Below are 20,193 nucleotides of genomic sequence, written 5' to 3' on the forward strand. Positions count from 1 at the left end.
GGACTTGGCATGACGTCATGGGTGACCTCGCGGAACGCCGAGAGTTCCGAGCTGGCCGGGCTTGCCGACGCCGTGCTGCAACCCGGATTCAAGGGCACGACTCTGCCCGATTGGGTCCGCAAACGCCTTGCGACCGGCTTAGGCGGCATCGCCCTCTATTCGCGAAATTTGGTAGAAAAAGGACAGATAGAGGCACTTACGGCCGCAATCCGGGCAGAGAACCCGGACGTGATCCTCGCGCTCGACGAGGAGGGCGGCGACGTCACCCGCCTGGAGGCCTTCACCGGCAGCACGCGGCCCGGCAACCTCGCGCTCGGCGCGGCCGACGACCTCGTGCTGACCCGGGGAGTCGCCCAGGGCATCGGGCGCGACCTCGCGCGCGCGGGCGTGAACCTCAACTACGCGCCGGTCGTGGACATCGACGCGGGCCTGGACAACCCCGTGGTCGGCACCCGCGCCTTCGGCGCCGACCCCGAACTCGTCGCCCGCCACGCCGCGGCCTGGGTCACCGGCCTGCAGGCGGCGGGCGTGGCCGGATGCGCCAAGCACTTCCCCGGCCACGGCGCCACCGCCGTGGACTCCCACGACGCGCTGCCCACCGTCGAACTGCCCGCCGAGGAACTCGCCGTCACCGCCCTGGTCCCCTACCGCACCGTCATCGCCGCGGGCGTCAAGGCGATCATGACGGGCCACCTGCTGGTGCCCGCGTACGACGCCGGCGCCCCCGCCACGGTCAGCGCGCCCATCATGATGCGGCTGCTCCGCGAGGAACTGGGCTTCGAGGGCCTGATCGTCACCGACGGGATCGAGATGCCCGCCGTCTCGGCGGCGTATGGGCTCGGGGGCACCGCCGTACGGGCGCTGGCCGCCGGGGCCGACGCGCTCTGCGTGGGCGGGGAGAACGCCACGCCCGGCGTGGTCGGGCTGCTGCGCAACAGCATCATGGCCGCCGTCAACGACGGCACCCTGCCGGAGGAGCGCCTGGCCGAGGCCGCCGCCCGCGTCCGGTCCGTCGCCGCGTGGGCCGCCCGCCACCGCGACCCGTTCCCCCGGCTGCCCGGCGACGACGGCTCGGAGGCCGCCGCGCGGCGCGCGCTGCGCGTGAACGTCCGGCGTCCGCCCGCCGGATCGGGCCCGCCGCACGTGATCGAGCTGGACGCCCCCACCAACCTCGCCATCGACCCGGTCACCCCCTGGGGCCTGGGCATCCCTCTGGCCCGCCTGCTCCCCGGCACCACCGTCGTACGGCTGAGCGCCCCGGGCCCCGCCGAGCTGGACGAGGCGGTACACGCGGGCGCCGGGCGTCCCCTGGTGATCGTCCTCAGGACCGCCTACCGGCACGCCCACCTGACCGGCGCGGCCGACCGCGTCCTGGCCCGCGTCCCCGACGCCGTCGTGGCCGAGCTCGGCGTGCCGGGCGAGCGGGTGCCCGGCGCCGTGCACGTGGCGACGTCCGGCGGCACCACGCTGTGCTGCGAGATCGCCGCCGAGGCCCTGGCAGGCCTGCTCAGGAGCTGAGCAGTTCCTCCCTGGCCTGGTCGAGCGCGGCCAGCACCGCGCCACGCAGCACCGGGTTCTGCTCCATCGTGCTGGTGACCACCTGCGGCCGGACGGGGCAGATCCGCGCCACCGCCTCCTCCACCCGCGAGGTCAGGGCCGCGCCGCCCGCGTGGCCCACCTCGCCGGCCAGCACCACCAGCCCGGGGTCGAGGATCACGCACACGGCCGCCACGCCGAGGGCCAGGCGGTGGGCCAGCTCGTCGAGCAGCGCGTCGCCCCGCTCCCCCGCCGCCACGGCCACCCGGACCGCCTCGCCTGCCGAGGCCGCGGCGAAGCCGTACCCCTTGGCGAGTTCGGCGACCACTTCGGCGCTGACGAGCGACTGCAGGCCGCCCGCCAGCGTGGGCAGGCGGCCGGGCACGGCGTGGATGTCCTGGGGCAGCGGCACGCCGGGCACGGCGAGGTAGCCGATCTCGCCCGCGCTGCCCGAGCGGCCGCGGTGGAGCTTGCCGCCGAGCATGACCGCGAGGCCCAGGCCGCGGCTGGCCCACAGCAGCACGAAGTCGTCGATGCCCTGCGCGGCGCCGTCGGAACGCTCGGCGATGGCGGCGAGGTTGACGTCGTTCTCGATCGTGACCTCGCGCTTGAGGTCGCCGGCCAGCGCCTCGTGGATGCCTTCGTGCCAGCCGGGCAGGTCGAAGGAGAAGCGCACGTCGCCGCTGCGCGGGTCGACCACGCCGGGCGTGCCGATCACGACGCCGCGCAGCTTGGCCAGGCTGACCTTCGCGCTGCGGCAGGCCTTGACGATCGCGCCGTGCACGACCGGCACGGGGTCGTCGTGGCCGTTGGGGTCGACGCTGACCTCCGCGATCGTGCGGCCGTGGATGTCGGCGATCACGGTGGAGATGAGCTCAGGACCGACCTCCAGCCCCGCCACGAACGCGCTTGAGGAAACCACCGAGTAAAGGGCGGCGTTGGGCCCGCGCCCGCCGCCCTGCGTGCCGACGACCTCGACCAGCCCCCGCTCCTCCAGTCTGGAGAGCGTCTGCGAGGCCGTCACCTTGGACAACCCCGTCAGATCGCCGATCTGGCCCCGCGTCATGGGGCCGGTGGCCAGCAACAGGTCGAGCGCGGCCCGGTCGTTGATCTCTCTCAGCAACCTGGGCACACCAGGACGTCGCTCCACGCTGTATCCCACCGTCATTCAGTCAAGGTTGTTGGAAGTTTAGCGCTCCAGCTCTTGCGAATCATCGCAGGCGAACACGAGGATGGCTCATGACCATCCCCCGCGGCCCGCTCCTGCTCGGGCTGGGCGTCACTTTGCTCTTCGATGTGCTGCGTGTCTTTCTGCCCTCGTTGATCACGCTGTTCGGCCGCGCGGGCGAGACGCCACCCGAGCTGATGGGACTCTACGCCGCCGTATGGTTCATTCTGCCCTTCCTCGCCGCTCTGGTCAGGCCGAGGTGGGCTCTCGCGGGTGGCGCGGTCGCGCTCGTGCTGGCCCGGCTGCTGCTCCAGGCCGAGATCTCGCAGCTCTACGTCGCCTCGGCGGGCGTCAGCGCCGGTCTCGTCTTCCTGTACGGCAGCGCCCGCGCCATGCCCAGAACCTGGGCCGCCCCCGGCATCATGGGCGGCCTGGCCCTGTCGTTCACCGTCCACTTCCTGCTGGACGGCGTCGACCTGGTCTGGCGCGACGGCCCGGTGGCCTGGCTGGCGACCGCCACGCTGTGCGCCGCGCTCCTCGCCCTGACCTGGAGCTTCCGCCCGTCGGACGCCGATCCGGCCCCGTGGTCGGTGTGGTTCCTGGCGGGCCCGGTGATGCTGGTGGCCGGCATGTCGGCCACCGCGCAACGCACCGACTCGGGTCCGGGCGGCGGCTGGCTGTGGGTGATGCCCGTGGTGCTGGCGCTGGTCTTCTCCCCTTACCTGGCCACCCGGCCGCCGCGCTCGACCTGGAGCGCGATCGGCTTCGGCGTGTTGTGCGTGGCGGGCACCGTGTTCCTGCAGCCTTGGGCCGTCGTGGTAGGCGCCGCCGTGCTGATGGCGGTGCCCGGCGGTCCGGCCCGGCGGCCCGGCGCCGCCGTGCTGAGCGGCGGGCTGGTGTTCTTCCTGGGGCTGTTCGCCTACTACGCCGCTTATGACATGAACCTGGGCTTCCCCAACCGGGTCGTGCCCGTCGTGGCGGGCCTGCTGATCGTCGGCGTGGCGCTGTCGGCATATTTCCGGCATCGGCCACCGTCTTACGCCCTCGGCCGCATCTGGCGGCTGAGCGCCGCCGCGGTCGTGGTGGCGCTGCTGGCGGGCGCGACGGCCTACCAGCCGGAGCCGGCCGTACAGCGGAAGCAGGGTGACACGCTCAAGCTCATCGCCTACAACATCCGCATGGGCTTCGGCCTCGACGGCCGCCTCTCGCTCGACCGGATCGCCGCCTGGGCCGCCGCGCAGAAGCCCGACCTCGTCCTGCTCAGCGAGGTGGATCGCGGCTGGCTGCTCAACGGCGGCCACGACGACCTGGCCCGCATCGCCCGCGGCCTCGGCATGAGCTACTACTTCGCCCCGGCGGCCGACGAGCTGTGGGGCGACGCCCTCCTGACCAACCTGCCCGTAAACGCGCTGACCTCGCACAGGCTGGGCGCGCACGACTACCCCACCGGCGCCCAGGCCCAGACGTTCACGGTCGAGGTGGGCGGCAAGGAGATAGGCGTCGTCAACACCCACCTGCAGGCCCCGGAAGGCCAGGCGCCCGAGGTGGCGGCGATCGTCCGCGGCCTGCGCGCGGGCGGGCGGCCCGTGGTGCTGGCCGGAGACCTCAACCTGCGGCGCGGCGACCCGGGCATGCGCGTGCTGGAGTCGGCGGGCCTGACGGACCCGCTGGTCGCGCTCGGCGACCCGCCCACCTCACCGGCCGACGCGCCCAAGGAACGCATCGACCACGTGCTCGTCAGCGAGGGTCTGACGGTCGCGTCGGCGGAGGTGCCGCCCCTGCGGCACTCCGACCACCTGCCCGTTTTGGTGGTCCTGCGCATAACCAGTGTTGACCACCAGGGATAATCGACAACATGCGCCTTTCCGCTCGTGTCGACTACGCCCTCCGTGCCGCCGCCGAACTCGCCGCGGCCGGTGCCGGCCCCACCACCGTGGGCGAGCTCGCCAAGGAGCAGGACATGCCGCCCAAGTACCTGGAGAACATCCTGCTCCAGATGCGCCGCGCCGGGCTGGTGCGCGGCCAGCGTGGCCCGGAGGGCGGCTACGTCCTGGCCCGTCCGGCCGGCGAGATCAGCCTCGCCGACGTCATCAGGGCCGTCGACGGCCCCCTCGCCAACGTGCGGGGCGAGCGCCCCGAGCACGTCGGCTACCGGGGGCCCGCCGAATCGCTGCAGGCCGTCTGGATCGCGCTGCGGGCCACCGAACGCGCCATCCTCGAAGAGGTGACGCTCGACCAGGTGGCCACCGGCGCCCTGCCCGAGCGGGTCCGCCAGCTAGCCGCCGACCCCGCCGCCTGGGACTGACCCCGGGACCTGCGCCTGGCCCGGACCCGGGCCTCGATCTGAGCCTGGGCCTGGATCGGGGTCGGGCCCCCGGCTCGCGCCGCGGGCCGCCGCCCAGAGCAGCAGCAGCGCGGCCAGCTCGACGATCGCCGCGGCGGCCGGGAGCACGGCGCTGCCCCACGCCTCCAGCAGCAGGCCGCCGAGCGCGCCGCCGCCGGACACGCCCACGTAGACCGCACTGCTGTTGAGCGCGAGCGCCTGCGGGCCGGCCGTACCCGCGAGAGCCAGCAGCCGCGTCTGGGCGGGCGGCGGGATCCACCACGAGACGCCCGCCCACACCGCCAGCAGCGGCAGCAGCGCCAGCAGCGGCACCGGCCGGACGAACCAGCACGCGGTGAAGGCCGCCATCACGGCGGTGAAGCCGCCGACACCCACCAGCAACGCCCGGTCGGCGCCCCAGGCGTCCGCGGCCCGCCCGCCGAGCTGCCCGCCGGCGAGCCCGGCGACTCCGGCCAGTACGAAGATCCAGCCCAGCTCCGCCGCCGACACCCCGGCGAGGTCGCGCAGGTAGGGGGCCAGGTAGGTGAGCACCATCATGCTGCCCATCACGATCGCGACGATGCCGAGGAGCCCGAGTAGCACGGGCCGCCTGGCCAGCGGGCGCAGCCGCTCGGCGATCGGCATCGCCGGCACCGGCGGCAGCTCGGGCAGCGTCCAGCGCACGGCCACCAGCGCGACGACGCCCAGCGCGCCCCCGAGCCCGAACGTGGCCTGCCAGCCGAAGGCGCCGCCGACCCAGGTCCCGATCGGCACGCCCAGCGCGAGCGAGCCGGTCAGCCCGCCCATCACCAGGGCCAGGTACTGCCCGCGGCGTCCCTCGGGCGCGAGCGCGGTGGCGATGGCGTAGGCGGCGGGCACCACCGCGGCGGCGGCCAGCGCGGCCAGCACCCGCAGGCCCATGAGCAGCGCGTACGACTCGGTGAAGGCGGCGGCCCAGTTGGCGGCCACGAACACCAGCAGCGCCCAGGTGACCAGCCCTCTGCGTGACCAGCGCGCGGTCACCACCGAGGCCACGGGCGCCCCGAGCGCGAAGGCCAGCGAGAACACGGTCACCAGCTGCCCGGCCGCCGCTTCGCTGACCCCGAGGTCGGCGGCGATGGCGGGCAGGACACCGGCGATGACGTAATCGTCGGTGGCGAAGGCGAACGTGGTGAACATCAGCGCGAACAACCACGCGGGCATGACTCTCCCCTCGATAAAGGTAACACTCGTTACCCATATAAGGTAACGAGTGTCACCCCACCCGCGTCAAAGGGAAATCCGGATGGCCAGGACGCCCGACCCGCAGCGCCGGTCCGAGCTGCTCGACCAGATCGTCGACTACCTCGCCGAGCACGGCCTGTCCACGCTGTCCATGCGGCCGCTGGCCGAGCATCTGGGCAAGTCCACGCGGGTGCTGACCCATCACTTCTCCGACAAGGAAGAACTCCTGTCGGCCACCATGCGCCGCCTCGACGAGCGTCACCGCGCCTGGTTGCGTTCCCTGCCCGGATGGGAGGGTGGCGACAGTGTCGGCACGATCGTGCGCCGCACCTGGGACTGGCAACTGCGCGAGGAGAACCTGCCCGTCGCCCGCCTCATCCACGAGATCGAGGGCCTGGTCGCGGGCGGGCGCCTGGCCGGGCACGTGCCGGAGCTGTTGTCGGACCGCTCCGCCTTCGTGGCCGGGCTGTTGCGCGAGCGGGGCGTACCGGAGAAGGACGCCCGGCGCATCTCCACGCTGGTCAACTCCGCCTACACCGGCCTGCAGCTCGACTTCCTGACCACCGGCGAGCGCGAGCGCGTGGAGGGCGCGCTCGACCAGCTCACCACGATGCTGGACGTGTGGGTGGCCGAGCATGCCCGAGGGTGACGCCGTCTACCGCACCGCCGCCCGGCTGCGCGAGGCGCTCGACGGGCGCGTGCTGACGCGCACGGACTTCCGGGTGCCGCGCCACGCCACCGCGGACCTGTCCGGCCGCACGGTCCTCACCACGGCCTCGTACGGCAAGCACCTGCTCACCAGGGTAGAAGGCGGCCTGACCGTGCACACACACCTGCGCATGGACGGAAGCTGGCGGATCATGGAACCGGGCCGCCGCCTGCCACCCGGCGACCAGGTACGCCTCGTGCTGGCCACCGCCGAACACCAGGCCGTGGGCCTCAAACTCGGCATGGTGGACCTGGTCAAGGACGAGCGCCAGATCATCGGGCACCTGGGCCCGGACCTGCTCGGAGAGGGATGGGACGCGGCGGAGGCGGTCGGCCGGCTGCGCGCGCGACCGGAGAGAAGCATCGGAGAGGCGCTGCTGGATCAGCGCAATCTCGCGGGCATCGGGACGATCTACCGGGCCGAGACACTCTTCCTGCGCGGCGTGTGGCCATGGCGGAAGGTCGGCGAGATCGAGAATCTGGACAGCCTGGTCTCGCTGGCGCAGCGCTTGCTCGACGCCAACAAAACACACGCGGGCACGGTGACCACAGGCGACCGCCGTCCGGGCAACCAGACGTGGGTTTACGGCAGGGCCGGGCGACCCTGTCGCCGATGCGGCACCCGCATCAGCCGCGGGGAGATGGGGGCACAACCACAGGAACGCCTGATCCTGTGGTGCGGGAACTGCCAGCCGCGCTAGGCGGCCACCATGTCCTTCACCTCGGGGAACACCGAATCGGAGATCGAACCGGGGACCGACTCGGAAAGGGGCAGACGCTCGTGCTCGGGCGCGTCGGCGAGAACGGGAGCAGCCTGGAGTTCGGCCAGCGCGAACTGGTCGGACACCTCACGAAGCACCTGCGACAACGGCACACCCAAGGCACCGCAGATCGAGGCGAGCAGCTCCGACGATGCTTCCTTCTGCCCACGCTCGACCTCGGACAGGTATCCGAGCGAGACACGCGCAAGCGTCGACACTTCGCGAAGGGTGCGACCCTGCCGCACCCGCAGCCGCCGCAACACGTCACCGAGCAGCTGACGCAGCAGAATCATCTGTCGCTCCCTCCCCGGCGCGGATGTCGGCACCACGCCTCGCGCGATCGGACTCTTCTTCTTGGGTTCGTACATACTCCTCGCCGTCATCATCGGGCGTCGCCGCTGCGTCGCACGTGGCTTGTCAGGCCCGCCGGCCGGGCGCTCAATGCTTGCTGATGGCTCACGGACCTCACTCACAGCTCCACCGTACCCGTATCCACCGACACCGCGTCAGACCGTGCTTGGCATGTTCGCTGGGGACGTAACACGGTAATCACCCGGAATGTTCCCCATTGCTCCGCTTCAGCACACCTGCGAGGAGATCGACAGCCTCGTCCACCGTCCTTACCCGGATCTCCTGCCTCGACCCTCCTCGCCCCAGATTTCGCCGCCAAACCTGGTCACCAGGTCCGCTCACGGCGATGTGCACGGTGCCCACGGGCTTGCCGTCCTGCGGGTCGGGTCCGGCCACTCCCGTCACGGCCAGGCCGTAGGTGGCACCGCACAGCTTCGCCGCGCCCCGCGCCATCGCCGCCGCCACCTCGGGGTGCACCGCACCCTCCCGCCGCAGAAGATCCTCCGGTACGGCCAGCAGCGCGTGCTTCAGATCCGTGGCATAGGCGATCACCCCGCCACGGAACGCCCTGGAGGCCCCCGGGACGCCGGTGAACGCCGAACCCAGCAGCCCGCCGGTCAGCGACTCGGCCACGGCCAGGGTCGCGGACTGGCGTACCAGGAGATCGAGGGCCTCGGCGGCGCGGCCGGCGCTCACTCGCCCCGCACCCGCCTGGCCACGCCGCGCAGCCGGATCGCCCGGAACACGTAGTCGACGCCCGTGCCCACGGTGACCACCACCGCCGCCCCCATCACCACCCAGCGCACCGGGTCGGAGCCCCAGGGCAGGATGTACAGGACGATCGCGGCTATCTGCAGGACCGTCTTGACCTTGCCGCCGTAGCTGGCCGGGATGACCGCGTGGCGCAGCAGGACCAGCCGCAGCAGCGTGATGCCGAGTTCACGGCCGAGGATCACGATCGTGACCCACCAGCCCAGCTCGCCCAGCACCGACAGGCTCACCAGCGCCGCCCCGGTCAGCGCCTTGTCGGCGATCGGGTCGGCGATCTTGCCGAAGTCGGTGATCAGGCCGTAGCGTCTGGCCAGCTCTCCGTCGAGATGGTCGGTGATCGAGGCCACCGCGAACACCCCGAGCGCGGCCAGCCGCCAGCCCATGCCGGGCAGGAACAGGCAGACAACGAAGAAAGGGACGAGCACCATCCGGACGACCGTGAGGACGTTGGCGATGTTCCACGGGCTGACCACCCGGCGCTCGTCCTTCGTCACGGGCTGGCCTTGATACGCGCGATCAGGTCGACCCCCTCGGCGTCGACCGCGACCGCGCGCACGATCTGGCCCGGCACCAGGCCGATGCCCTGAACCGTCACGGAACCGTCCACCTCGGGACCCTGGTGGGCCGCGCGGCCCTCGTAGCCGCCGTCGCCGAGGTCCTCCTCGATGAGCACGTCGAGCTCGGTGCCGATGCGCTCCTCCGCGCGCTGCGCGGTCAGCTCCTCGGCCAGCTCGGTCAGCATCCGCACCCGCTCGTCGACGACGTCCTGGGCGAGCTTGCCCGGCAGCGAGGCCGCCTCGGTGCCGTCCTCGTCGGAGTAGCCGAAGACGCCGATCACGTCGAGCCTGGCCGACTCCAGGAAGCGCACCAGCTCGCCGAACTCCTCCTCGGTCTCGCCGGGGAAGCCCACGATGAAGTTGGAGCGCACGCCCGCCTCCGGCGCCTTGTCGCGGACGGCGTCCAGGAGCTCCAGGAAGCGCTTGGGGTCGCCGAAGCGGCGCATCCGGCGCAGCACCGAGCCGCTGGCGTGCTGGAAGGACAGGTCGAAGTAGGGCGCGATGCCCTCGGTGCCGGCGAGCACGTCGATCAGTCCGGGGCGCAGCTCGGCGGGCTGCAGGTAGCTGGCCCGCACCCGCTCGATGCCCTCGGTCGCGGCCAGCTTGGGCAGCAGCTTCTCCAGCGCGCGCAGGTCGCCCAGATCCTTGCCGTAGGACGTGGAGTTCTCGCTCACGAGCACGAGCTCGCGCACCCCGCGGTGGGCCAGCCAGTCGGCCTCGGCCAGCAGCTCCTGCGGGTCGCGCGAGACGTAGGCGCCGCGGAAGGCCGGGATCGCGCAGAACGAGCAGCGGCGGTCGCAGCCCGAGGCCAGCTTCAGCGAGGCGACCGGGCTCTCGTCGAGCCGCCTGCGCAGCACCCTCGGCCCGCTGGCCGGCGCCAGCCCCTCGGGCAGATCGCCGTGACCTGGGATGGCGGACTTGGGCGCGGTGGCACGATCCACCGGCGAGATGGGCAGCAGGGTACGGCGGTCGCGCGGCGTGTGCGGCGTCAGCGACCTGCCGTCGAGCACGTCGTCGAGGCGCTCGCCGATCTCGGCGTAGTCGTCGAAGGAGATGACCGCGCTCGCCTCGGGCAGAGCCTCGGCCAGCTCCTTGCCGTAGCGCTCGGCCATACATCCGGCCGCGACCACCTTCGCGCCGGAGTCGGCGGCGGCCAGCAGCGTGTCGATCGAGTCCTTCTTCGCAGAATCGATGAAGCCGCACGTATTGACGACGACGACATCGGGGTCGTCGTCACCGAGCTGCCAACCGGCAGCCTCGATGCGCGCGGCGAGCTCTTCGGAGTCGACCTCGTTGCGCGCGCAGCCCAGGGTGATCAGCGATACGGACTTTGACATGGTGAACACTACGGTATCGGGAGTTGGCCACTACCTTCACCGTGGCCGGGGTGCAGATGGCCCGAACGAGCGCCGCACCGTCTCCCCACGCCCGCCGGGCTGACCCAGATCCTTGCCGTTGACCTGCAGCAAGACCGCTCCGGCATCGCCGAAGAGCAGCTTCATCTGAGTCGGGGCCCGCCACGTCGAGCTCTTGCCCGCCGCCAGCGTCCCGGCGAACAGCTTGCGCCCCTTCGCGTCCCGCACGTTCAGATAGGACGAGCGCTTCGCCTCCACCTTCACCACGACAAGATCCTTCATCGCGGGCACGGCCGGCGCCGGCTTCTTCGGCACCGGCGGCGGCTCGGTGAACGGCGTGTTGGGCGGCACGCTGGGCGCCGCCGAGACCGGCGTGACGTCGGCGACCCGCGTCTCCCCCGATCCGCCCATCACCCGCACGACCCCGAACACCACCACGATCGCCAGCGCCACCCCCAGCGCCATCGTCCAGTTGGGCCCGCGCCGCTCGCGCAGCTTCACCCGGCGGTCGGCCTGGAAGATCGTGGCCGCCCGCACCGGCATCGGCACGCCGCCGTGATGCTCGTCATAGAGGTGGACCATGGCCTCGGGATCGAGGCCGACCGCCCTGGCCATCGCCTTGATGTGCCCCCTGGCGTAGAAGTCGCCCCCGCACAGGGAGAAGTCATCGCGTTCTATCGCGTAGATCAGCGCCTCGCGCACGCGCGTGGTCGCGCTGAGCTGACCTACCGTCAGCCCCGATGCCCGTCTGGCCGCAGCCAGCGTGGACCCAATGCTCTGCTCCTGCACGGCAAACGCCTCCCCGCCCCCGACGTTGCGTAGTGGTCCATATTCAACCAGTAATCGCCGGGCGGGGAAGCATTGGGGTCACTCGCCGCGCAGGTCGGCCAGCAAACCCGCGAGTTCGTCGGGCTTCACCATGACCTCGCGGGCCTTGGAACCCTCGCTCGGGCCGACCACGTTCCGGCTTTCGAGCAGGTCCATGAGCCGCCCGGCCTTGGCGAACCCGACGCGCAGCTTGCGCTGGAGCATCGAGGTCGAGCCGAACTGCGTGGTGACGATCAGCTCGGCCGCCTGCAGCAGCAGGTCGAGGTCGTCGCCGATGTCCTCGTCGATCTCCTTCTTGACCGTCACCGCCGCCACGTCGTCGCGGTACTCCGCCTGCATCTGCCCCTTGCAGTGCTCGACGATCCCCGCGATCTCCTTCTCGGAGACGAACGCGTTCTGGATGCGGATGGGCTTGCTCGCGCCCATCGGCAGGAACAACGCGTCGCCCTGGCCGACGAGCTTGTCGGCGCCGGGCTGGTCGAGGATGACCCGTGAGTCGGTGAGGCTGGAGACGGCGAAGGCGAGCCGGGAAGGCACGTTCGCCTTGATCAGGCCGGTCACGACGTCCACCGACGGGCGCTGGGTGGCGATCACCAGGTGGATGCCGGCGGCGCGGGCGAGCTGAGTGATGCGGACGATGGAGTCCTCGACGTCACGCGGGGCGACCATCATCAGGTCGGCCAGCTCGTCCACGATCACCAGCAGGTACGGGTAGGGCTGGTAGACGCGCTCGCTGCCCGGCGGCGGCTTGAGCTGGCCCGCCCGCACGGCCTTGTTGAACTCGTCCACGTGCCGGAAACCGCTGGCCGCCAGGTCGTCGTAGCGGCGGTCCATCTCGCCCACGACCCAGTCGAGGGCCTCGGCGGCCTTCTTCGGGTTCGTGATGATCGGGGTGATCAGGTGGGGGATGCCCTCGTAGACACTGAGTTCCACCCGCTTGGGGTCCACGAGCACCATGCGGACCTCGTCCGGGGTGGCGCGCATGAGGATGCTCGTGATCAGGCCGTTCACGCAGACGGACTTACCGGCGCCGGTGGCGCCCGCGATGAGCAGGTGCGGCATCTTGGCGAGGTTGGCGACGATCGTGCGCCCCTCGACGTCCTTGCCCAGGCCCACGATCATCGGGTGGTGGTCGGCCTGCGCCACCTGTGCCCGCAGCACGTCGCCGAGCGCGACAAGATCCTTGTCCGCGTTGGGAATCTCGACCCCGATCGCCGACTTACCCGGGATCGGCGACAAGATCCTGACATCCGCCGATTTAACGGCATAAGCAATGTTTTTGGTGAGGGCGGTGACTTTTTCCACCTTCACGGCGGGCCCGAGCTCGATCTCGTACCGCGTCACCGTCGGACCGCGCGTGAACCCCATCACCTGCGCGTCGATCGTGAACTGCTCCAGCACGCTGGTCAGCGCGTTGACCACGACGGTGTTCGCCTTGGTCTGCGGCTTCGGCGCCGAGCCCGGCTTGAGGCTCTGAAGATCCGGCAGCTGGTACGGCCCGGCCTGCGGCGACAGGACAAGTTGCTCCACCTTGCGCGGAGCCGGGCTCGGCTCCGGCAGCTCCGGCTTACGGGCCTCAGGACCGGCCGGCTCCTCCTCGTCCGTGAGCCCCGGCACGATCTCCGGCGAATGGTCGCCGCGCTTGTCCTTGTCCTTCTCCGCCAGGACCGGCGTGTCATAGGGCTTGACCAGGTCGCCGACCTCCGGCTCGCCCGGCTTCTTGGCCCTGGTCCGCTTCTTGCCCTGGTCGCCGGGTTGCGCGGGGCCGTGCCGTTCGAACAAGAGGTGCTTGAGCTCGGCCAGCCGTTCCGGAATGCGGTGGACCGGCGTGGCCGTGATCACCAGCACGCCGAAGCCCGACAGGATCAGCAGCAGCGGGATCGTGATGAACGGCGGCAGAATGCTGTGCGGCGGCGCCGAGACGATGAACCCGATGATGCCGCCGGCCTCCGACACCTTGTCCATGCCGTCGGTCTTGGTCCCCGAGGGGTACGGCACGCCGTTCGCGACGTGGATGACGCCCAGCACGCCGATGAGCAGCGCGCTCCAGCCGATCACCATGCGGCCGGTGTCGGCGTTCTGGTCGGGGTGGCGCAGGAACCGCCAGGCCAGCAGCCCGAGCAGCAACGGCAACGCCCAGGCCAGCGACCCGAACACGCCCTGGACCACCACGTTGACCACGTCGGAAACGGCGCCCCTGGCATCGCGCCACGTCATGGCGGCCAGCACGATCGCACCGGCCAGCACCGCCAGCCCGACACCGTCACGCCGATGGGCGGGATCAAGCTCACGGGCACTGGAGCCGAGCGCACGGGCGGCGCTGCCGATACCGTTGGCCAGCAGCATCCACAGCCCGACGATCAGCTTGCCGATCATCGTGAAGATCCAGCTGATGGGGTCCTGGTGGGTCACGGACGACTTGCGGGCCGAGCCCGTCCCCTTCGCCTTGGGGCGTCCCGCCGACGAGGACGTCCGCTTGGCAGGGGTCGCCCGCGACGAGTTCGACCGCTTCGCCGGCCCCTTCGGTGCGCTTTTCGGCGTACGGGTGGCCATGATGCCAAAGGTACGTCCCCAACCCCCGCCACGGCACAGAGGCTCGCCGTTGCGCCCGAAAAATCCCCTTTCCCCCACCACCCCCACCCACCCCACCCGGCGGGCCAGGACTGCGGGCGAGGTGGGCTGTGGGAGCCCCGGAGGATGACTGGATGTTGCTTAGGGGTCTGGTGGGCCTTCGGGTAGGGATGTGGGGGTTGGGGTCAAGGGGTGGGGTGGAGGGTGTCGAAGGCGGATTGCATGGCGTTGACCCGGTCGGCCAGGTCCTTGATCGCGTCACGGAGGCCGTCGTCGTCCGGGACCGCCGCCGTCAGTGTGGTCAGGCGCTCCTCCACGGACTTCAGGCGGTCGGCGAACGTGGTCAGCGCCTGGGCGTTGCGGGTCAGGTCGGGGTCGCTGCGGAGCAGGTCGCGCAGCAGGGCGGCCTGTTCGCGCAGCATGTGGCTCTTGCGGGACAGTTCGATGAACACCGCCACCTTGCTGCGGAGCACCCAGGGATCGAAGGGTTTGGTGATGTAGTCCACGGCCCCGACGGCGTAGCCGCGGAAGGCGGCGCCCGAGCCGGTGTCGGTTCCGGTGAGGAAGATGATGGGCACGTCGCGGGTCTGGTCGAGGCGTTTGATGTGGGCGGCGGTCTCGAAGCCGTCCATGCCGGGCATCAGCACATCCAGCAGCACCACGGCGAAGTCGTGGCGCAGCATGAGCTTCATGGCCTCCTGCCCCGACCTGGCCTTGAACAACTGCTGCTGCAGCGGCCGCAGCACCGCCTCCAGCGCGACCAGGCTCTCGTCCTTGTCGTCGACAAGGAGGATCTTGACCTGGCGGATCATTCTGTACTCTCCTCCGCTTCGGCGGCGCGCTCGCCGTCGAGCCAGCCGCGCATCACCTCCAGCAGGTGATCGAGGTCGACGGGCTTGGGGACGTAGCCGGACGCGCCGCAGGCGATGGTCTTCTCCCGGTCACCGGGCATCGCCTTGGCCGTCAGCGCGATGATCGGCAGGTCGGTGAAGCGGGGCATCTGCCGTACGACGCCGAGCGTCTCGTAGCCATCCATCTCGGGCATCATCACGTCCATGAGCACCAGGGCGATCTTCTCCTCGCGTTCGAGCGCCTCGATGCCCTCGCGGCCGTTCTCGGCGTAGATGACCTCCATGCCGAGGCGGCCGAGGACGTGGGTGAGGGCGTAGACGTTGCGGATGTCGTCGTCGACGATGAGGACCCGCTTGCCGGCGAAGGCGGCGCCCACGGGCCCGTCGACGAGCGCGCTGAGCTGGGCCGCCGACTGCCACAGTTCGTCGCCGCTGTCGACGACCGGCCATTCGGCCTGGGGCGGGGCGGCGCGGGTGTCGACGGCCTTGCGCAGCGGCTCGGTGGGCAGCCACGCGGGCTCGAGAGCCGCGGGCTCGGCGCCGCCCGACTCGACGGTGACGCTGGTCGCGGGGCAGACGGCGGGCACGAACAGGGTGAACGTGCTGCCGCGCCCGGGTTCGCTGACGGCGTGGATCTGGCCGCCGAGCAGCCGGGCGATCTCGCTGCTGATGGACAGGCCGAGGCCGGTGCCGCCGTACTTGCGGCTGGTGGTGCCGTCGGCCTGCTGGAAGGCGCCGAAGATGGCGGGCAGCTTGTCGGCGGCGATGCCGATGCCGGTGTCGGAGACGGCGAAGGCGATCACGTCGCCGGGCCGGGTGGGGCCGTCGCCGCCCTCGCAGGCGAAGGCGCCGGCGTTGGAGACGGCCAGGCGTACCTCGCCGCTGCTGGTGAACTTGACCGCGTTCGACAGCAGGTTGCGCAGGATCTGCTGCAGCCGCCGCTCGTCGTTGAACATCTCCCGCGGTACTCCGGGGTGCACTTCGATCTCGAAGGTGAGACCCCTGTCGACGGTGAGCGGGCGGAAGGTGGCGTCGACGTAGTCGAGGACCTTGCTGAGCGGCAGGTTCTCCGGGCGCACGTCCATCCGGCCGGCCTCGATCTTGGACAGGTCGAGGATGTCGTTGATGAGCTGGAGCAGGTCGCTGCCGGCGTTGTGGATCGTGGAGGCGAACTCGACCTCCTGCGCGGACAGGTTGTTCTCGGGGTTGTCGGCCAGCAGCCTGGCCAGGATGAGCAGGCTGTTGAGCGGCGTACGCAGCTCGTGCGACATGTTGGCCAGGAACTCCGACTTGTAGCGCGAGGAGGTGGCCAGCAGGTGCGCCTTCTCCTCCAGCGCGGCGTTGGAGCGGCGCAGTTCGGCCTGCTGGCGCTGGAGTTCGTCGGAACGGCCCTGCAACTGCTGGGCCAGCCGCTGTGACTCCGACAGCAGCGACTCGGTCCTGGCGTTGGCGATGATCGTGTTGATGGCCACGCCGATCGTGACCACGAACTGGTCGAAGAAGGCCAGGTGGACCTCGCTGAAGCGGCTGAAGGAGGCCAGTTCGACGACGCCGAGCACCTTGTCCTCGAACAGGATCGGCAGCACGACCACGCTGGCGGGCGCGGCCTCGCCGAGCCCGGTGTGGACCTTGATGTAGTCGGCGGGCACGTCTTCGAGCAGGATGCGCTTCTTCTCCAGCGCAGCCTGGCGGATCAGGCCGGGGCCCTCGGTGCCGGGGTCGGGGAGCACGTCGCGGTCGTGGGCGGCGCCGTACCCGGCGATGAAGGCGAGCGCGCCGTCGCGCGCGTCGAGGTCGGCGAGGTAGAACGCGCCGAACTGCGCGCTGACCAGCGGGGTGAGCTCGCGCAGGATGAGGTCGGCGACCTCGACGAGGTCGCGGTGTCCCTGCATGAGTCCGGCGATGCGGGCGAGGTTGGACTCCAGCCAGTCCTTGGCGCGGGTGGTCTCGCGCAGGTTGGCGACCATGAGGTTGACGTTGTTCTTGAGCTCGGCGACCTCGCCCTTGGCTTCGAGGCTGATGCTGCGGCTGAGGTCGCCCTGGGCGACGGCGCTGGCGACCTCGGCGATCGCGCGCACCTGGGTGGTGAGGTTGCCGGCGAGCTCGTTGACGTTCTTGGTGAGGCGTTCCCAGGTGCCGTAGACGCCTTCGACCTCGGCCTGGCCGCCGAGGCGGCCTTCGGATCCGACCTCGCGGGCCACGCGGGTGACCTCGGCGGAGAAGGACGAGAGCGTGTCGACCATGGTGTTGATCGTGGTCTTGAGCTCCAGAATCTCGCCGCGGGCGTCCACGTCGATCTTCTTGGACAGGTCGCCGTTGGCGACGGCGGTGGCCACCTGGGCGATGTTGCGTACCTGGGAGGTGAGGTTGGAGGCCATGAAGTTGACGTTGTCCGTGAGGTCTTTCCAGACGCCGGAGACGCCGCGGACCTGGGCCTGACCGCCCAGGCTGCCTTCGGTGCCGACCTCGCGGGCCACTCGGGTGACCTCGTCGGCGAAGGCCGAGAGCTGGTCGACGGTGGTGTTGATGGTGTCCTTGAGCTGCAGGATCTCGCCCCGGGCATCGACGGTGATCTTCTTGGACAGGTCGCCGTTGGCGATGGCCGTGGTGACGACGGCGATGCTGCGTACCTGGGAGGTGAGGTTGGACGCCATGAAGTTGACGTTGTCCGTCAGGTCCTTCCAGACGCCGGAGACGCCGCGGACCTGGGCCTGACCGCCCAGGCGGCCCTCCGTACCGACCTCGCGGGCCACTCGGGTCACCTCGTCGGCGAAGGCCGAGAGCTGGTCGACCATCGTGTTGATGGTGTCCTTGAGCTGCAGGATCTCGCCCCGGGCATCGACGGTGATCTTCTTGGACAGGTCTCCTTCCGCTATGCCGGTGGTGACCTGGGCGATGTTGCGTACCTGGGAGGTGAGGTTGTCGGCCATGAAGTTGACGTTGTCGGTCAGGTCCTTCCAGACGCCCGAGACGCCCTTCACCACCGCCCGGCCGCCGAGCTGGCCCTCCGTGCCGACCTCGCGGGCCACGCGGGTCACCTCGTCTGCGAAGGAGGAGAGCTGGTCGACCATGGTGTTGATGGTGTTGGTCAGCTCCAGGATCTCGCCCTTCACCTCCACGGTGATCTTCCTGGACAGGTCGCCCTGGGCCACGGCCGTGGCCACCTGGGCGATGGAGCGCACCTGGGTGGTCAGGTTGTCGGCCATGAAGTTGACGTTGTCCGTCAGGTCCTTCCAGACGCCGGACACGCCGCGTACCTGGGCCTGACCGCCCAGGCGGCCCTCGGTGCCGACCTCGCGGGCCACCCGGGTCACCTCGGCGGCGAACGCGGACAGCTGGTCCACCATCGTGTTGACGGTGTCCTTGAGCTGCAGGATCTCGCCCTTCACGTCAACGGTGATCTTCCGCGACAGGTCGCCCTGGGCCACGGCGGTGGCCACGGTGGCGATGTCGCGTACCTGCGTCGTCAGGTTGGACGCCATGAAGTTGACGTTGTCGGTCAGGTCCTTCCAGACGCCCGAGACGCCCTTCACCACCGCCCGGCCGCCGAGCTGGCCCTCCGTGCCGACCTCGCGGGCCACGCGGGTCACCTCGTCGGCGAACGCCGAGAGCTGGTCCACCATCGTGTTGATGGTGTCCTTCATCTGCAGGATCTCGCCGCGCGCGTCCACGGTGATCTTCTTGGACAGGTCGCCGTTGGCCACGGCCGTGGTGATCTGGGCGATCGAGCGCACCTGGGAGGTGAGGTTGTCGGCCATGAAGTTGACGTTGTCGGTGAGGTCCTTCCAGGTGCCGGAGACCCCGCGCACGTCGGCCCGGCCGCCGAGCTGGCCCTCGGTGCCGACCTCGCGGGCCACCCGCGTGACCTCGCTGGCGAACGCGGACAGCTGATCGACCATCGTGTTGATGGTGTCCTTGAGCTGCAGGATCTCGCCGCGCGCGTCGACGGTGATCTTCCGTGACAGGTCGCCCTGCGCGACCGCGGTCGTCACCTGCGCGATGGAACGCACCTGCGTCGTCAGGTTGGACGCCATGAAGTTGACGTTGTCGGTGAGGTCCTTCCAGGTGCCGGAGACGCCCTTCACCTCGGCCCGGCCGCCGAGCTGGCCCTCCGTGCCCACCTCGCGGGCCACCCTCGTCACCTCGTCGGCGAACGCCGAGAGCTGATCGACCATCGTGTTGATGGTGTCCTTGAGCTGCAGGATCTCACCCCGGGCGTCCACGGTGATCTTCTTGGACAGGTCGCCGTTGGCCACGGCCGTCGTCACCTGCGCGATCGAACGCACCTGCGTCGTCAGGTTCGACGCCATGAAGTTGACGTTGTCGGTGAGGTCCTTCCACACCCCGCTCATCCCGCGTACCTGGGCCTGACCGCCCAGGCGGCCCTCGGTGCCGACCTCGCGGGCCACCCGGGTCACCTCGTCGGCGAAGGCGGACAGCTGGTCGACCATGGTGTTCACGGTGAGCTTGAGCTCCAGCAGCTCGCCGGTGGCCTCGACCGTCACCTGCCGGGTCAGGTCGCCCCTGGCCACGGCGGTGGTGACCACCGCGATGTCGCGCACCTGCGCGGTCAGCCGCCCGGCCATGGCGTTGACCGCCTCGGTCACGTCGCGCCAGCTGCCCTGCATGCCCTGCACCTTGGCCCGGCCGCCCAGGCGGCCCTCGGTGCCCACCTCGCGGGCCACCCGGGTCACCTCGCCGGAGAACAGCGCGAGCTGGTCGACCATGCGGTTGACGGCCTTGCCCATCAGCCGCAGCCCGCCGCGCAGCGGCCGGCTGTCCTCTTGCAGGTCGACGCGCTGCGACAGGTCGCCGTCCGCGACGGCGTTGAGCACCCGGGTGGCCTTGGCGGCCGGGATCACCAGGGCGTCGATGAGCGAGTTGACCGCGGTGACGTTGCCCGCCCAGGAACCGGCTCCCTGGCTGGGGCTGATCCGCTCGTCGAGATGGCCCTGCCTGGCGACCTCGGTGCGGACCCTGTTCAGCTCCCTGGACATGTGCTCGTTGCGCTCGACCACCTGGTTGAAGGCGACCGCGAGCTCCGCCAGGACCGGGTCGTCCGGCACCGGCAGCCTGCTGCGGAAGTTGCCGTCGCGCAGGCCGTGCAGGGCGACGAGTAACGGGCGCAGATCGGCGGATTGGAGCGCTCCAGGAGCAAGCGATGTGACCATGGCCGCCTTCTTCACAAC

At 70.7% G+C, this 20,193-nt stretch carries 15 protein-coding genes; 5 read left to right on the forward strand and 10 right to left on the reverse strand.

What is annotated here, in order from left to right; all coding sequences use genetic code 11:
- Window positions 1–9: 9 nt before the first annotated feature.
- Window positions 10–1,518, forward strand: coding sequence for a glycoside hydrolase family 3 protein (locus ACFWYW_RS24430; protein ID WP_379625442.1), 1,509 nt, complete (start codon window positions 10–12; stop codon window positions 1,516–1,518).
- Here ACFWYW_RS24430 and ACFWYW_RS24435 read toward each other — a convergent pair.
- Window positions 1,508–2,686 (reverse strand): ROK family protein, encoded by a 1,179-nt coding sequence (locus tag ACFWYW_RS24435; protein WP_379625477.1) that lies wholly within the window; start codon window positions 2,684–2,686, stop codon window positions 1,508–1,510. The genes ACFWYW_RS24430 and ACFWYW_RS24435 overlap by 11 nt on opposite strands.
- Window positions 2,687–2,775: 89 nt before the next feature.
- Here ACFWYW_RS24435 and ACFWYW_RS24440 point away from each other — a divergent pair, with 89 nt between their 5' ends.
- Both ACFWYW_RS24440 and ACFWYW_RS24445 read left to right on the forward strand, forming a co-directional pair.
- Entirely contained in the window at window positions 2,776–4,551 is a 1,776-nt protein-coding gene (locus tag ACFWYW_RS24440) for an endonuclease/exonuclease/phosphatase family protein (protein WP_379625440.1), read from the forward strand.
- Window positions 4,552–4,559: 8 nt separating this feature from the next.
- Window positions 4,560–5,009 carry an Rrf2 family transcriptional regulator gene (locus ACFWYW_RS24445; RefSeq protein ID WP_184966799.1) on the forward strand — a complete coding sequence of 150 codons (450 nt, stop codon included), beginning with the start codon at window positions 4,560–4,562 and terminating at the stop codon, window positions 5,007–5,009.
- Here the strand turns inward: ACFWYW_RS24445 and ACFWYW_RS24450 are convergent.
- Window positions 4,980–6,230 carry an MFS transporter gene (locus tag ACFWYW_RS24450; RefSeq protein ID WP_379625437.1) on the reverse strand — a complete coding sequence of 417 codons (1,251 nt, stop codon included), beginning with the start codon at window positions 6,228–6,230 and terminating at the stop codon, window positions 4,980–4,982. The genes ACFWYW_RS24445 and ACFWYW_RS24450 overlap by 30 nt on opposite strands.
- An 82-nt stretch (window positions 6,231–6,312) precedes the next feature.
- On the opposite strand from ACFWYW_RS24450, the gene ACFWYW_RS24455 reads away from it, so the two are divergent.
- Window positions 6,313–6,900 carry a TetR/AcrR family transcriptional regulator gene (locus ACFWYW_RS24455; protein WP_379625435.1) on the forward strand — a complete coding sequence of 196 codons (588 nt, stop codon included), beginning with the start codon at window positions 6,313–6,315 and terminating at the stop codon, window positions 6,898–6,900.
- On the forward strand, window positions 6,887–7,660 hold the full coding sequence (locus tag ACFWYW_RS24460) for a DNA-formamidopyrimidine glycosylase family protein (RefSeq protein WP_379625433.1): 774 nt from the start codon (window positions 6,887–6,889) through the stop codon (window positions 7,658–7,660). The genes ACFWYW_RS24455 and ACFWYW_RS24460 overlap by 14 nt, the downstream gene beginning before the upstream one ends.
- Here ACFWYW_RS24460 and ACFWYW_RS24465 read toward each other — a convergent pair.
- The 8 genes from ACFWYW_RS24465 to ACFWYW_RS24500 form a co-directional block, all read right to left on the reverse strand.
- Window positions 7,657–8,013 (reverse strand): helix-turn-helix domain-containing protein, encoded by a 357-nt coding sequence (locus ACFWYW_RS24465; protein WP_184966807.1) that lies wholly within the window; start codon window positions 8,011–8,013, stop codon window positions 7,657–7,659. The two genes, ACFWYW_RS24460 and ACFWYW_RS24465, sit on opposite strands and share 4 nt — an antisense overlap.
- Window positions 8,014–8,269: 256 nt before the next feature.
- A complete protein-coding gene (locus ACFWYW_RS24470) occupies window positions 8,270–8,767 on the reverse strand; it encodes a CinA family protein (RefSeq protein WP_379625431.1) in 498 nt (165 codons plus the stop codon).
- Window positions 8,764–9,336: a CDP-diacylglycerol--glycerol-3-phosphate 3-phosphatidyltransferase gene (gene pgsA, locus ACFWYW_RS24475; RefSeq protein ID WP_379625429.1), complete on the reverse strand. Its 573-nt coding sequence runs from the start codon at window positions 9,334–9,336 to the stop codon at window positions 8,764–8,766. Before pgsA ends, ACFWYW_RS24470 begins: the two co-directional genes overlap by 4 nt.
- Window positions 9,333–10,736 (reverse strand): 30S ribosomal protein S12 methylthiotransferase RimO, encoded by a 1,404-nt coding sequence (rimO, locus tag ACFWYW_RS24480; protein WP_379625427.1) that lies wholly within the window; start codon window positions 10,734–10,736, stop codon window positions 9,333–9,335. Before rimO ends, pgsA begins: the two co-directional genes overlap by 4 nt.
- A gap of 36 nt (window positions 10,737–10,772) precedes the next feature.
- Window positions 10,773–11,543, reverse strand: a complete 771-nt coding sequence (locus ACFWYW_RS24485) for a helix-turn-helix domain-containing protein (protein ID WP_379625425.1) — start codon at window positions 11,541–11,543, stop codon at window positions 10,773–10,775.
- Window positions 11,544–11,621: 78 nt separating this feature from the next.
- Window positions 11,622–14,135 carry a DNA translocase FtsK gene (locus ACFWYW_RS24490; protein WP_379625423.1) on the reverse strand — a complete coding sequence of 838 codons (2,514 nt, stop codon included), beginning with the start codon at window positions 14,133–14,135 and terminating at the stop codon, window positions 11,622–11,624.
- A gap of 203 nt (window positions 14,136–14,338) precedes the next feature.
- The gene (locus tag ACFWYW_RS24495) at window positions 14,339–14,965 is read right to left on the reverse strand and encodes a two-component system response regulator (RefSeq protein ID WP_379625421.1); all 627 of its coding nucleotides are present in this window, start codon (window positions 14,963–14,965) and stop codon (window positions 14,339–14,341) included.
- Window positions 14,962–20,175, reverse strand: coding sequence for a HAMP domain-containing protein (locus tag ACFWYW_RS24500; RefSeq protein WP_379641073.1), 5,214 nt, complete (start codon window positions 20,173–20,175; stop codon window positions 14,962–14,964). Before ACFWYW_RS24500 ends, ACFWYW_RS24495 begins: the two co-directional genes overlap by 4 nt.
- Window positions 20,176–20,193 lie beyond the last annotated feature (18 nt).

This window comes from Nonomuraea sp. NPDC059023, from assembly GCF_042740095.1.
In the GTDB taxonomy this organism is placed as follows: domain Bacteria; phylum Actinomycetota; class Actinomycetes; order Streptosporangiales; family Streptosporangiaceae; genus Nonomuraea.